The 13,632-nt window shown below is 67.2% G+C and carries 14 protein-coding genes; 8 read left to right on the plus strand and 6 right to left on the minus strand.

Going from position 1 to position 13,632, the window contains the following annotated elements; translation table 11 throughout:
* Positions 1–124 precede the first annotated feature (124 nt).
* Positions 125–859: a DUF5324 family protein gene (locus ACFVYE_RS12150; protein ID WP_383977907.1), complete on the minus strand. Its 735-nt coding sequence runs from the start codon at positions 857–859 to the stop codon at positions 125–127.
* A gap of 407 nt (positions 860–1,266) precedes the next feature.
* Between ACFVYE_RS12150 and ACFVYE_RS12155 the strand changes: the two genes are divergently transcribed.
* Both ACFVYE_RS12155 and ACFVYE_RS12160 read left to right on the plus strand, forming a co-directional pair.
* Positions 1,267–1,794, plus strand: a complete 528-nt coding sequence (locus tag ACFVYE_RS12155; RefSeq protein WP_383977904.1) for a peptidylprolyl isomerase — start codon at positions 1,267–1,269, stop codon at positions 1,792–1,794.
* A 155-nt stretch (positions 1,795–1,949) separates the two neighbouring features.
* Positions 1,950–2,846, plus strand: coding sequence for a rhomboid family intramembrane serine protease (locus tag ACFVYE_RS12160; protein WP_383977902.1), 897 nt, complete (start codon positions 1,950–1,952; stop codon positions 2,844–2,846).
* A gap of 291 nt (positions 2,847–3,137) precedes the next feature.
* Here the strand turns inward: ACFVYE_RS12160 and crgA are convergent, their stop codons facing one another.
* Positions 3,138–3,392: a cell division protein CrgA gene (crgA, locus tag ACFVYE_RS12165; protein WP_383977899.1), complete on the minus strand. Its 255-nt coding sequence runs from the start codon at positions 3,390–3,392 to the stop codon at positions 3,138–3,140.
* Between the two features lie 141 nt (positions 3,393–3,533).
* Here crgA and ACFVYE_RS12170 point away from each other — a divergent pair, with 141 nt between their 5' ends.
* From ACFVYE_RS12170 to ACFVYE_RS12195, 6 genes are read left to right on the plus strand one after another with little or no spacing between them, the layout of a single operon-like run.
* Positions 3,534–4,301: a DUF881 domain-containing protein gene (locus tag ACFVYE_RS12170; RefSeq protein WP_383977896.1), complete on the plus strand. Its 768-nt coding sequence runs from the start codon at positions 3,534–3,536 to the stop codon at positions 4,299–4,301.
* A 26-nt stretch (positions 4,302–4,327) separates the two neighbouring features.
* The gene (locus ACFVYE_RS12175; protein ID WP_383977894.1) at positions 4,328–5,026 is read left to right on the plus strand and encodes a class E sortase; all 699 of its coding nucleotides are present in this window, start codon (positions 4,328–4,330) and stop codon (positions 5,024–5,026) included.
* Between the two features lie 56 nt (positions 5,027–5,082).
* The gene (locus tag ACFVYE_RS12180; protein ID WP_383977891.1) at positions 5,083–5,265 is read left to right on the plus strand and encodes a hypothetical protein; all 183 of its coding nucleotides are present in this window, start codon (positions 5,083–5,085) and stop codon (positions 5,263–5,265) included.
* Positions 5,262–5,900, plus strand: coding sequence for an aminodeoxychorismate/anthranilate synthase component II (locus ACFVYE_RS12185; protein ID WP_093895028.1), 639 nt, complete (start codon positions 5,262–5,264; stop codon positions 5,898–5,900). Before ACFVYE_RS12180 ends, ACFVYE_RS12185 begins: the two co-directional genes overlap by 4 nt.
* A complete protein-coding gene (locus ACFVYE_RS12190) occupies positions 5,897–7,294 on the plus strand; it encodes a class E sortase (protein ID WP_389605314.1) in 1,398 nt (465 codons plus the stop codon). Before ACFVYE_RS12185 ends, ACFVYE_RS12190 begins: the two co-directional genes overlap by 4 nt.
* Before the next feature lie 27 nt (positions 7,295–7,321).
* Positions 7,322–8,056 carry a class E sortase gene (locus tag ACFVYE_RS12195; RefSeq protein WP_383977885.1) on the plus strand — a complete coding sequence of 245 codons (735 nt, stop codon included), beginning with the start codon at positions 7,322–7,324 and terminating at the stop codon, positions 8,054–8,056.
* A 99-nt stretch (positions 8,057–8,155) separates the two neighbouring features.
* On the opposite strand, the gene ACFVYE_RS12200 is transcribed toward ACFVYE_RS12195, so the two are convergent.
* The 4 genes from ACFVYE_RS12200 to ACFVYE_RS12215 form a co-directional block, all read right to left on the minus strand.
* Positions 8,156–8,539: a restriction endonuclease gene (locus tag ACFVYE_RS12200; protein WP_383977418.1), complete on the minus strand. Its 384-nt coding sequence runs from the start codon at positions 8,537–8,539 to the stop codon at positions 8,156–8,158.
* Between the two features lie 71 nt (positions 8,540–8,610).
* On the minus strand, positions 8,611–10,593 hold the full coding sequence (gene pknB, locus ACFVYE_RS12205; RefSeq protein ID WP_389605317.1) for a Stk1 family PASTA domain-containing Ser/Thr kinase: 1,983 nt from the start codon (positions 10,591–10,593) through the stop codon (positions 8,611–8,613).
* A 167-nt stretch (positions 10,594–10,760) separates the two neighbouring features.
* Positions 10,761–12,218, minus strand: coding sequence for a peptidoglycan D,D-transpeptidase FtsI family protein (locus ACFVYE_RS12210; protein WP_389605319.1), 1,458 nt, complete (start codon positions 12,216–12,218; stop codon positions 10,761–10,763).
* A complete protein-coding gene (locus ACFVYE_RS12215) occupies positions 12,215–13,624 on the minus strand; it encodes an FtsW/RodA/SpoVE family cell cycle protein (RefSeq protein WP_383977410.1) in 1,410 nt (469 codons plus the stop codon). The genes ACFVYE_RS12210 and ACFVYE_RS12215 overlap by 4 nt, the downstream gene beginning before the upstream one ends.
* Between the last annotated feature and the right edge of the window lie 8 nt (positions 13,625–13,632).

Consider the following 13,632-nt stretch of genomic DNA (forward strand, 5'->3'; position numbering starts at 1 on the left):
GTTGTTCGCGGTTCTTTTTGATCGCTTGTTTTATGTTTTACCACTCGCCTAGCCCCCATTGTATCCACACGGCGCGGCTCTCGACCTCAGGTCTTCCGGCGCCCGTTCCTCGTGCAGGGGCTGTTCAGCGGCGGTCGTCGAGATCGGTGCCGTCCACACCTTCCGGGCCGTCCGTCCCCTTGTTCTCCGCCTCGGTCTGCTTGGCCTGGACCTCCGGGTCGAGCGAGCTCGGACCACTGCCGTCGACCGAGGACAGGGGCGCGCGGTCGGAGACCTCCGTGGGAGCGGGTGGTTCGACCAGCCAGTCCGGGTTGGCCTGCTTGTCCCACCACCTCCAGGCGGCGTAGGCACCGCCCGCCACGATGCCGACCACGACGAACCCCTTGAACAGCCGCCCGGCCTTCGCCCGCCGCTCGTGCTTTCTGGCCAGCTGCCTGATCTCCTTCGCGGTCACCTGACTGCGCAGCGCGGCCAGCGCGGCGGCGCTGCGGGCCGAGGCCTCCTCGGCCACGGGCTGGGCGACGGCCATCGCGTGCCCGACGCGCGGCACGGTGTAGTCCGCGGCGGTACGGGCGGCCCGGCGGGTGTGGTGCGCGGCGCGCTGGGCGGCCTCGTCGACCTTGGGGGGTACGTGAGCACGGGCCAGTTCGATACGTGGTGCGAGATGCGCGTCGTATTGGACGCGGGCCTGCTGGGCTGCCTTCGACACCTTCGGCGCGAGCCGCGCGCGGGCCTCGTACGCAAGATGTGCGGCCTGGTCCTTGGCCGTGTCGGCGTAGGGCGCCACCACTTCCGCGGCGTGCTGCACGCTGTCCTTCGCCGAGTCGGTTGCGGCGCGCACGCTGTCGATGCGGGTCACGGGATCCTCCTCCTTGGTGGCGGGTTGATACTCCGCCTTTCCACCCATTTCGAGATCATGCCTGCCGGAGGCCTGTACGGCATGCGGGGCAGGCATCCGGGTTATTCAGGTCATCGGTGACGCCTTCGGGCAATGCGGTGCAAGGGGAGCTTGCCGATGACAATGCCACGGTTCGGTTCAGCCCGCGCCGGTTCGTCACGCACTTGGCCGCATTTGTTCCTGCGGGGAGCGGCACGTAAGGGTTTCGGGGAAGCCGCAGGCGAGCGGGGCGAAAACGGCCTGGGCGCACGGGCGCGGAATCGGGCAAGAAGGTGAGTGAGGTGCGTTGGTGGTGGCGGCCGGGCGCCGGAGCGGACGGTCCGTGCGAGGATCGGTGAACGTCACTGAAGACTTACGGAAGGCAGATCGTGGCTGAGCAGCTTTACGCCACCTTGAAGACCAATCAGGGCGACATCGAGATCCGGCTTCTGCCGAACCACGCGCCCAAGACGGTCAAGAACTTCGTCGAGCTCGCCAAGGGTGAGCGTGAGTGGACGCATCCCGAGACCGGCAAGAAGTCCACGGACAGGCTGTACGACGGCACCGTCTTCCACCGCGTCATCAGCGGCTTCATGATCCAGGGCGGTGACCCGCTGGGCAACGGCACCGGTGGCCCGGGGTACGAGTTCGGTGACGAGTTCCACCCCGACCTCGGCTTCAACAAGCCGTACCTGCTGGCCATGGCCAACGCCGGCCCGGGCACCAATGGCTCGCAGTTCTTCGTGACCGTTTCGCCGACAGCCTGGCTGACCGGCAAGCACACCATTTTCGGCGAGGTCGTCGACTCCGCCAGCCAGAAGGTCGTGGACGCCATCGCGGCCACCAAGACCAACGCCCGCACCGACCGTCCGCTGCAGGACGTCGTGATCGAGTCGGTCGTCATCGAGAACCGATGATCGCCGGCGGTCATCAAATGATCACGCTCTGATTGTCCTTTCGGGGAACCAACCGCCCTGCTCGTCCGTACTTGTTACATAGCGGACGAGCAGGGCTGCGTTGTGCGTGCTGCCGCCACGACGAGCACCGAGGGGACCGGGAAGTGATGGGACCGATGGACCAGCAGCCGCCGGGAGACCAGGATCGGTCCGCCGCCACTGACGGCTCGCCCAGCTGCTACCGCCACCCCGGTCGTGGGACGCACATCCGCTGCACCCGCTGCGACCGCCCGATCTGCCCCGAGTGCATGGTCAACGCCTCGGTCGGCTTCCAGTGCCCGGACTGCGTCCGCCAGGGATCCGGTACGGGGCACGGACCGGCGGCCAATCAGCCGCGTACCCTCGCCGGCGGCACCGTCGCGGCCGACCCCCGGCTGGTCACCAAGATCCTGCTCGCTCTCAATGTCGCCCTGTTCATCGTGGTGCACGTGAAGGGGGCGCTGCTCCAGGACCTGACGCTCTTCGGCCGGGCCAACCTCTACTACGGCGGCCCGCCGGAGGGCGTTGCGGAGGGCCAGTGGTACCGGCTGGTCACGTCGATGTTCCTGCACCAGGAGGTGTGGCACATCGCGTTCAACATGCTGGGACTGTGGTGGCTCGGCGGCCCCCTGGAGGCGGCACTCGGGCGCGCCCGCTACCTCGCGCTCTATCTGCTCTCCGGCCTGGCGGGCGGCGCTCTCACCTACTGGATCGCTGCACCGAATCAGCCCTCACTCGGTGCCTCCGGCGCCATCTTCGGCCTGCTGGGCGCCACTGCGGTGCTCATGCGCCGCCTGAACTACGACATGCGGCCGGTCCTCGTGCTCCTCGCGCTGAACCTGCTCTTCACCTTCACCTGGAGCGGAATCGCCTGGCAGGCACATGTCGGCGGTCTGATCGCGGGCACGCTGATCGCGATCGGCATGGTGCACGCACCCCGCGAGCGGCGCGCACTGGTGCAGTACGGCACCTGTGCCCTGGTCCTGGTGGCTGTGGTCGCCATCGTCATCGCCAGAACAGCCGCGCTGACCTGAACGGACGCCGTTCGCCGGGCGTTCCCTCGGTCAGTTGTCCACAGCGTGTGCCGGATCTTGTGCATTCTGTGGGAACAACTGTGCCCCTTGTCGCTGAGCTGGGTTTTTCCAGCAGAGACAAGGGGCGTGCCATCCCCCGATGGGGGAGGCTGCAGTCACATCGGCGTCAACAGCCAGGGAGTTATCCACAGATCGTCTGACCTTTTCCCCTGCCTGTGGATAACGCTGTGGGTAACTCGGGGCAAGGGTTGCAGGACCGGGCCCTGCTGTGGGGTCACGTGCCCTGCGGTGCTACTTCCACTGCGTGGAGACACCGAAGCCGCCGGCGATGAAGCCGAAGCCGACGACGATGTTCCAGTTCCCCAGCGACTTGATCGGCAGATCGCCGTCGGTCACATAGAAAACGACGATCCAGGCCAGACCGATCAGGAAGAGCGCCAGCATCACCGGCGCCACCCAGCTCCGGCTGGACAGCTTTATGTTGGTTGCCTGCTTCGCCGGAGGGGGCGTGAAGTCGGCCTTCTTGCGGATACGTGACTTCGGCACGAGGAACTCTCCTGTCGATGCGCTGCGTGACCGCGCAGGGAACTGTGGCTGGCGCCGGGGCGGGGCGCGAGGGGGAATGCTGCCTCCCCCGGGCGTCCGTTAGCGTAGTGCTTCCGCGGCGCCGAAGGAGATAAGGGTACGTTGAGCAATTCTGCCGACTCCCCCCAAGGACCGGTCCGGCGCACCTTCCGGCACCCGGTCAGGGTGCTCACCGCTGCGGTCTTCGCCCTCGCCGGACTGATCTTCGTCACCAGCGCCAACACGGCCAAGGGCACAAATATCCGCACCGACTCCTCGCTGCTGAAGCTCTCCGACCTCATCCAGCAGCGCAGCGGCAAGAACGCCCAGTTGGACGAGACCAACGCATCCGTGCGCGAGGACATCGACACCCTCGTCCGGCGCGACGACGACAGCACCAAGGCGGAGGACGCCCGGCTCAAGGAGCTGGAGCGGGCCGCGGGCACCACAAAGCTCTCCGGCCGGTCCGTGGCCGTCACGCTCGACGACGCCCCGCCCAACGCCACCGCCAACCCCGGCTACCCCGACCCGCAACCCAATGACCTGGTCATTCACCAGCAGGACCTGCAGGCGGTCGTCAACGCCCTCTGGCAGGGCGGCGCACGGGGCATTCAGGTCATGGACCAGCGGCTGATCTCCACCAGCGCCGTGCGCTGCGTCGGCAACACCCTGATCCTCCAGGGCCGGGTCTACTCCCCGCCGTACAAGATCACCGCAGTCGGTGACCCGGCCGAGCTCAAGCAGGCTCTCGACAACTCCACGGCAATCAGCAACTACCTGCTGTATGTGAAGGCGTACGGACTCGGCTGGAAAGTCGACGAGCACAAGGCGGTGACTCTTCCCGGCTACTCGGGCACAGTGGATCTCCACTATGCGGAGCCGGTGAAGTAGCGAGCAGCTGTGGGGAGGCCGACGAGGTGTCGGTGCGACTGATCGTGAGGACGTTCAGCGAACTCTGCATCACCATCGGCGCCCTGATCGTGCTCTTTGTGGTGTACGTGCTGTTCTGGACCGGAGTGAAGGCCGCCGACGCGACCGAGGGACAGATCGACACCCTGCGCGACCGGTGGGCGCAGGGAACGGTGTCCGCACCCGCGCCGCACACCTCCCCGACGCCGGCGGCGCGCCCCGCCCCGGCGGCGTACCAGGACGGCAAGCCGTTCGCGATGCTGTACATACCCCGCTTCGGGAAGGGCTGGGAGTGGCCCGTCCTGGAGAACACCGAGGTCAGGACCTTACAGAAGGGGCTCGGTCACTACACCGGGACCGCCCGCCTCGGCGCGAGGGGCAATTTCGCGGTCGCCGGACACCGTCGCACATACGGGGATCCGTTCAAGGACTTCCCGAAGCTGCGCCCGGGAGACGCGGTGGTGCTGACGGACGGGGCGACGTGGTTCACGTACCGCATCGACAAGAAGCCCTACCGGACGGTACCGAGCGACATCGGGGTCATCGACCCCGTCCCCCGTAAGTCCGGCTTCGACGGGCCGGGCCGCTATCTGACGCTGACCACCTGCGATCCCGAATGGGGCAGCAGCCACCGGCTGATCGCCTGGGCGCACCTCGATGCGACCCAGCCTGTGACCGACGGCAAGCCGGCAGCTTTCCACAGCTGACCCACGCTCCTGCCCCGGCCCTTTAGTCTGGTCCCGTACCGAATGGAGGGGACAGCATGTACGGCTGGATCTGGCGGCATCTGCCGGGCAACGTATGGGTGCGTGCGCTCATCTCGCTCGTGCTGGCGCTGGCTGTCGTCTACGCGCTTTTCCAGTACGTCTTCCCGTGGGCGGAGCCGCTGCTTCCGTTCGGTGACGTGACGGTCGACGGCTCGACCGGATCGGGGGCCGGCCAGTGAGTGCCCGCATCCTTGTCGTGGACAACTACGACAGCTTTGTCTTCAACCTCGTCCAGTACCTCTATCAGCTCGGCGCCGAGTGCGAGGTGCTGCGCAACGACGAGGTGACCACGGCGCACGCCCAGGACGGCTTCGACGGCGTACTGCTGTCACCCGGCCCCGGCACCCCGGAGCAGGCAGGTGTCTGCGTCGAGATGGTGCGTCACTGCGCGGCCACGGGCGTTCCGGTCTTCGGGGTCTGCCTCGGGATGCAGTCGATGGCGGTGGCGTACGGCGGTGTGGTGGACCGGGCCCCGGAGCTGCTGCACGGCAAGACCTCGCTGGTGACCCATGAGGGCACCGGGGTCTTCACCGGTCTGCCGTCCCCCTTCACCGCGACCCGCTACCACTCGCTCGCCGCCGAACCCGACACGGTTCCGCCGGAGCTGGAGGTGACCGCGCGCACCGCCGACGGCATCATCATGGGACTGCGCCACCGCGAACTGGCGGTGGAGGGTGTGCAGTTCCACCCGGAGTCGGTGCTGACCGAGCACGGCCATCTGATGCTGGCCAACTGGCTGGCACAGTGCGGCGACACAGGAGCAGTAGCGAGGTCGGCGGGGCTCGCGCCGGTGGTGGGCAAGGCCGTCGCGTGACCGCACTCCGCCCCGAACACGACGCCGGACAGGACGGCCCGTACGAGCAAGGAGCGTACGAGGCCGCAGGCGCGTTCGAGGCGGCGGTCGACCAGCTGGCGGATCCGCTGAACGATCCGCTGCCGGGGCAGCATGCCTCGCCCTGGTTCCGGGCGGACAACGTCCCGTCCGAGGAACCGGGGGCGGGGCAGGAGCAGAAGCCGGGGCGGGGGCTGCACCGGGCCCCGGATCAGCCGCCGCAGGCGCAGGCACAGCCACCACAGCCGCCACGGGGGGCGCAGAAGCCCGAGGAGACTCCGCCGGAGTGGTACGACCCCGAGGGGTTCGAACGGGACTGGTACGGGCAGCAGGCGCCCGCGCCGACGCACCGGGCGCAACCTGTCGCCCATCCCTTCCCGCTCGACGACGAGACGGTCGGTCTGCGGACGGCGGACATCCGGCGCCTGGCCGACCAGGCGATGACGACCCGGCAGCCGAATTCCGGGCCGGATCCGGAGCTGGGGTCGGGGTCGGGGTCGGCGAGCGATGCGGAGAGTTTCGCGGAACCGGACACGGGGCCCGAGAAGGACGGTCCGGAACCACGCACCGGAGGCCGCGCCGAGCGCCGGCGCGCTGCCAAGGGGCGCGGCCGTCGACGCAGCGAACCGCAGCCGGAGACAACGGCGTCGGCCGCGAAGCCGATGTCACGCGTCGAGGCACGGCGTGCGGCGCGCGCGGCCAAGGACAGCCCGGCCGTTGTCGCCAGCCGGGTCGTCGGGGAACTGTTCATCACCCTCGGCGTGCTGATGCTGCTGTTCGTCACATACCAGCTGTGGTGGACGAATGTGCGTGCCGAGCAGTACGCCGGCAAGGAGACGCACAAGATCCAGGACGACTGGGCGAAGGGCGACCGCGATCCCGGTGTGTTCGAAGCGGGGCAGGGATTCGCCATCATCCACATCCCCAAACTGGATGTCGTCGCCCCGATCGCCGAGGGCACCAGCAAGGAGAAGGTCCTCGACCGGGGCATGGTCGGCCACTACGGCGAGGGCGCGCTCCGCACCGCGATGCCGTCGGCCAAGCAGGGCAACTTCGCGCTGGCGGGCCACCGCAACACGCACGGCGAACCCTTCCGATACATCAACCGGCTGCGCCCCGGTGACCTGATCGTGGTCGAGACGCAGGATGCGTACTACACGTACGAGGCGACGAAGACCCTTCCGCAGACATCGCCGTCCAATGTCTCGGTGATCGGCCCGGTGCCGCCCGGTTCGGGGTTCACCGGGCCGGGCCGGTACATCACGCTGACGACCTGTACGCCGGAATTCACGAGTACGTACCGTTTGATCGTCTGGGGCAAGATGGTCGACGAACGACCGCGCAGCAAAGGGAAGCCCGACGCACTCGTCGGCTGAGACACCATCACGACAGGGACGGGTGCGGTGACAGCGAGGACCGAGCACGAAGAGCGAATCGGTGAGTCCGCGCCCCCGCAGCGGCGCAGCGGCCGCCATCCCGTCGCGACCGCGGTCAGTGTTTTCGGCGAACTGCTGATCACCGCAGGCCTGGTGCTGGGGCTCTTCGTCGTCTACTCCCTCTGGTGGACAAATGTGCTCGCCGATCGCGAGGCCACCAAACAGGGCCACACCGTCCGTGACCGATGGGCGAGCGGACCGGGGGCGCTGGACACCAAGGACGGCATCGGCTTCCTGCACGTCCCGTCGATGAAGAACGGCGAGGTGCTGGTCAAGAAGGGCACCGACACCGAGAACCTCAACGACGGCATCGCGGGCTACTACACGGACCCGGTGAAGTCGGCTCTCCCCTGGGACAAGCAGGGCAACTTCACCCTGGCGGCACACCGAGACGGGCACGGTGCCAAATTCCACAACATCGACAAGGTGAAGACGGGTGACGCGGTCGTCTTCGAGACCAGGGACACCTGGTACGTCTACAAGGTCTTCAAGGAGCTTCCCGAGACGTCGAAGTACAACGTCGATGTGCTGCAGGCGGTGCCCAAGGGATCGGGAGCGAAGAAGCCCGGCCGCTACATCACGTTGACGACCTGCACGCCGGTCTATACGTCGAAGTACCGCTACATCGTGTGGGGCGAGCTGGTGCGTACGGAGAAGGTGGACAAGGACCGTACGAAGCCGGCGGAGCTGCGGCAACCGTGACTGAGCTCCTTCGAGGAGCTCAGTCGTTCCAGGACGGAGGGGGCCCGAAGTCGCAACCAGCCTTTGCGACTTCGGGCCCCCTTCTTTTCCTGGTGACGGCTACCTCAGGATCGGGAGCGGTACTCCGGCGCTCCACTTTTCGAGGTGAGCGCGGTTGACGACGCTGATGCCGTAGGTCTCGGTGATGGCGCGTGCGTCGGGTGTGAAGGAGGCCGTGGCGACGAAGAGAGCCACATCGGCCCCGTGCTGGACGAAAGAGGCGCCGAGGAACTTCTGTAGCTCTCCGCTCCACACCGGACGGTAGGGCGCGAAGCTCTTGCACTGCACGACGATGCTGCGGCCGTCCGCGGACACTGCTGTGACATCCACACCTCGGTCGCCGCGGCCGCCATGCACCACGACGCCCGTGCAGCCGTCGCGGCGGAGAAGTACGGCGACGTGGTGCTCGAACTCCCGCCAGTTCATGGCGTCGGCAGAAGGCATCGCTGCGGACACAGCAAAGGGCCCCGGTCACCGTTGAGGTGCCGGGGCCCGATGGGTGGTGCGGCTCGAGGTCAGCGTCGTGAGCCGGACGGGCCGCCGAAGATGTTGCCGTCTCCACCGCCCGGCATGGTCTGGACGTTGACCGCACTGTTCTTGTCGACCTGCTGGCCCACGCCGGGCTGGTAGGCGACAACCGTCGCGTTGTCGTCGTTCGGTCCCTGCACCTGGCCGAGCTGTAGACCTGCCTGGGCCAGCAGGGCCTTCGCCTCCGCGAGGGTCTTGCCCTGCAGATCGGGAACCGTGGCCTTCTCCGGCTGCTGCGGACCCTTCGAGACCGTCAGCACGATCTGGGCAGTCAGCGGCTGCGAAGAGTCGGCGGGCGGAGTCTGGCTGATCACCTGGCCCGCGGGCTTGTCCGAATCGACGTCGGTCCTGGAGATGTTGGTGAAGCCCACGCCATTGAGCTGAGCCACCGCGGCGTTGTAGTCCCGGTCGGCCACGTTCGGCACCTTCTGGGTGGCCTGCTTGGCGACGGTGATCGTGACCTCGGAGTTCTTCTCGGCCTTCGTGCCGCCCTCGGGGTCCTGCTTGGTGACCGTACCCGCGGTCTTGTCGGACTCGACCGCGGTGACGTTCACCGTGAAGCCCTTGTCCTCAAGGTCCTTACGGGCGGTCGCCTCGGTCTTCTCCACGACGTCCGGGACCTCGACCTTCGGCGCACCGGTGGAGACCACGACCGTGACGGTGTCCTTCTCCGCCATCGTGCCGTCGGCGGTCGGATCCTGGCTGCAGATCTTGCCCTCGGGCTGGTCCTCGCAGGGTTCGCGCGAGCCGACCTTGAGAATGACGTCGGCGGTTTCCGCGAGTTTCTGTGCTTCCTTCACGGTCGAGCCGACCATGTTCGGCACATCGACCTTGCTGCTGTTGCTGTTGGTGTCACTGAACACCGCCCGGCCGATCAGGATCGCGCCGATGAGCACCAGGATGCCCGCGACGATCAGCAGGATCGTCGAGGTGTTGCTCTTCTTCTGGCGGCGGCGGTCCGGGCGGTCGTCGTAGCCGTAGCCGCCGTCGTCCGGATTGACCGGGGGCAGCATGGATGTGGGCGCGCCGTTCTGGTCCGTGGCGCGCAGCGCGGTGGTGGGCTGGTCGTTGCCGTATCCGTCGTAGCCGCCGTACCCGGGCGCACCCATCGCCGCGGCGGCGGCGACCGGCCGGCCGTCGAGGCAGGCCTCGATGTCGGCACGCATCTCGTCGGCCGACTGGTAGCGGTAGTCGGGGTCCTTGACCAGGGCCTTCAACACGATCGCGTCCATCTCGGGCGTGATCTCGGGGTCGAAGTTGCTGGGCTTCTGCGGTTCTTCCCGTACGTGCTGGTAGGCAACCGCGACGGGTGAGTCCCCGATGAACGGCGGCCGGACCGTCAGCAGCTCGTAGAGCAGGCAACCGGTCGAGTACAGGTCGGAGCGCGCGTCGACCTGTTCGCCCTTGGCCTGTTCCGGGGAGAGGTACTGGGCGGTGCCGATGACGGCCGCGGTCTGGGTCATCGTCATACCGGAGTCGCCCATGGCGCGGGCGATGCCGAAGTCCATGACCTTGACCTGGCCGGTGCGCGTCAGCATGACGTTCGCCGGCTTGATGTCGCGGTGGACGATGCCTGCGCGGTGCGAGTACTCCAGCGCCTGGAGGATGCCGACGGTCATCTCGAGGGTGCGCTCGGGCAGCAACTTGCGGCCGGAGTGCAGAAGTTCCCTGAGCGTCGACCCGTCGACGTACTCCATCACGATGTACGGGATGGAAACCCCGTCGACGTAATCCTCACCGGTGTCGTAGACAGCGACGATCGCCGGGTGATTGAGCGAGGCGGCGGACTGGGCCTCACGGCGGAACCGGGCCTGGAAGGACGGGTCGCGGGCCAGATCGGCCCGCAGCGTCTTCACAGCTACGGTGCGGCCGAGCCGGGTGTCGTGTGCGAGGTAGACCTCGGCCATGCCACCACGGCCGAGCACCGAGCCCAGCTCGTACCGGCCGCCGAGGCGACGCGGCTCTTCCATAACTGTTCCAGCCCTCTCCGTCAGTCCCGACCGCACCGGTGTGCGGTCCGGCGGTGTGCTGCTCGCGCATACGCTACCGGCCGCGCACCACCTGATCGGCCCGGAGTCCGGACCTGATACCTGACCGGTATCCCAATGTGCAGGTATGGCACCCGATGTGACGGGCATCACTTCTTGCTGTCGATGACCGCCTTCATTACAGCCTTTGCGATCGGGGCGGCCAGACCGCCACCGGAGATGTCGTCCCGGTTGGCCTGGCCGTCCTCGACGACCACGGCGACGGCGACCGGGGAGCCGCTGTCGGTCTTGGCGTACGAGATGAACCAGGCGTACGGCTTCTCGCTGTTGTTGAGACCGTGCTGGGCGGTGCCGGTCTTGCCGCCGACAGTGACGCCGTCGATGAGGGCGTTGGTTCCCGTGCCGTTCTTGACCACGGTCTCCATCATCTGCTGGAGCTTCTGGGCGTTCTCACCCGAGAGGGGCTGGCTGAGCTGCTCCTTCTCGTGGGTGTAGATCACGTCCAGGTTCGGGGCCTGGCGCTTGTCGATCATGTACGGCTGCATCAGCTTGCCGTCGTTGGCGACCGCGGCGGCGACCATCGCCATCTGCAGCGGGGTGGCGCGGTTGGACGCCTGGCCGATGCCGGCCATGGCGTTCTGCGGGCGGTTGTCCTTGGGGTAGACGCTGGCGTCGGCGCGGACCGGGGTGAAGATGTCCTTGTTGAAGCCGAACTTGTTGGCCTGGTCGATCATCTTCTGGTTGCCGAGGTCATCGCTGATCTTGCCGAAGACGGTGTTGCAGGACCACCGCAGCGCTTCCCGCAGCGAGGCGTTCTCGCACGGGATGTTGCCCTCGTTCTCCAGGTTGCCGCTGGTCAGCGGGAGCCGGTAGGGCAGCGGCGACTTGGTGTGCTCATCGATGCTGGTGTACAGCCCGTTCTCCAGCGCGGCCGCGGCGGTGACGACCTTGAAGGTCGAGCCCGGAGGGTAGGTCTCGCGCAGTGCCCGGTTGAGCATCGGCTTGTCCTTGTCCTTGGAGAGCTTTTCCCAGGCCTTGGAGTCGGCGTCGGAGTTGCCCGCGAAGGTCGAGGGGTCGTACGACGGGGTGCTGACGAGGGCCAGGATGGCGCCGGTCTGCGGGTCGAGCGCGGCGACGGCGCCCTTCTTGTCGCCGAGTCCCTTGAAGGCAGCCTTCTGGGCGGCGGCGTTGAGGGTGGTGACGACGTTGCCGCCCTGCTTCTTCTCGCCGGTGAACATCGACAGCGTCCGGTCGAAGAAGAGTCGGTCGTCGTTGCCGGTGAGGATGCCGTCCTCGAGCTTTTCGAGGAAGTTGGCGTCGAACGCCTGCGAGGAGTACCCGGTGACGGGCGCCCACATGGGGCCGTTCTTCCAGACGCGCTTGTACTTGAAGTCGCCGACCTTGGTCTCGACGGAGCCGGTCACCGGGTTGCCGTCGACGATGATGTTGCCGCGCTCGTGTGCGTAACGCTCGATGCGGACGCGGCGGTTCTCGTCGCGGCTGTTCAGCTCGTCGGCACGGACGTACTGCAGGTAGTTGGTCCGTACGAGCAGGGCGAGGATGAGGACGCCGCAGAAGATCGCGATCCGGCGGAGGGGCTTGTTCACGGTCGGACCACCTGGGTCATCTCGGCGTCGGAGGACGGGGCGGGGGCCGGGGCGGGACGGCGGGCGGTGTCGCTGATCCGGATCAGAATGGCGATCAGCGCCCAGTTGGCCAGCACGGACGAACCACCGTACGCAAGGAACGGCATGGTCATACCGCTCAGCGGGATGAGCCCCATGACACCGCCGGCGACGACGAAGATCTGGATCGCGAAAGCCCCCGACAGCCCGATGGCGAGCAGCTTGCCGAAGGGGTCACGGGCGGCCAGCGCCGTGCGGACGCCTCGCTCGACGATCAGGCCGTAGATCAGCAGGACGGCCATCATTCCGGCCAGACCCAGCTCCTCGCCGACGGTGGCGAGGATGAAGTCGGCATTGGCGGCGAACATGATCAGGTCCGAGTGGCCCTGGCCCAGTCCGGTGCCGAGCGTGCCTCCGGAACCGAAGGACATCAGTGACTGGGCGATCTGATCGCTCTGCGCCATCGTCGCCTTGGAGAACGGGTCGAGCCAGGCGTTCACGCGGGACTGCACGTGCGGCTCGAAGGACGCCACACCCACCGCGCCTGCCGCGGACATCAGCAGACCGAAGACGATCCAGCTGGTCCGCTCGGTGGCGACGTACAGCATCACCACAAAGAGGCCGAAGAACAGCAGTGAGGTGCCGAGGTCAGTCTCGAAGACCAGGATCAGGATCGACAGAGCCCAGATGGTGATGATCGGTCCGAGATCGCGTCCGCGCGGCAGGTACAGCCCCATGAAACGGCGGCTGGCCAGCGCCAGCGCATCTCGCTTCACCATGAGATAGCCGGAGAAGAACACCGCGATAAGGATCTTGGCGAACTCTCCCGGCTGGATCGAGAACGGGCCGAGGCTGATCCAGATCTTTGCGCCGTTCACCGCCGGGAAGAACATCGGCAGGATCAGCAGGATCAGCGCCGCGGCCATCGAGATGTAGGTGTAGCGCTGAAGGATGCGGTGGTCCTTGAGGATCATCAGCACGGCGACGAAGAAAGCGACACCGATTGCCGAGTAGAGCAGCTGCTTGGGGGCGTCGGGGCTGTACGCCCCGTACGCAGCCTCCGCACGCTGGATCAGTCTCGGTGACTGGTCCAGCCGCCAGATCAGCACCAGCCCCAGGCCGTTGAGCAGGGTCGCCAGCGGCAGCAGCAGCGGGTCCGCATAAGGCGCGAACTTGCGCACCACGAGGTGGGCGACGCCGCCGAGCAGGATGAGCCCGGCTCCGTATCCGAACATGCCGGACGGGAGCTTGCCGTCCATGGCGAGTCCGACATTGGCGTAGGCGAATACCGAGATGGCGACGGCGAAGACCATCATCATCAGTTCGGTGTTGCGGCGGCTCGGTGCGTCGATCGCGCCGATCGTGGTCGTGTTGGTGACAACGCTCATGGTGCTGA

It is taken from the genome of Streptomyces sp. NPDC058239 (assembly GCF_042882185.1).
Lineage (GTDB): Bacteria > Actinomycetota > Actinomycetes > Streptomycetales > Streptomycetaceae > Streptomyces.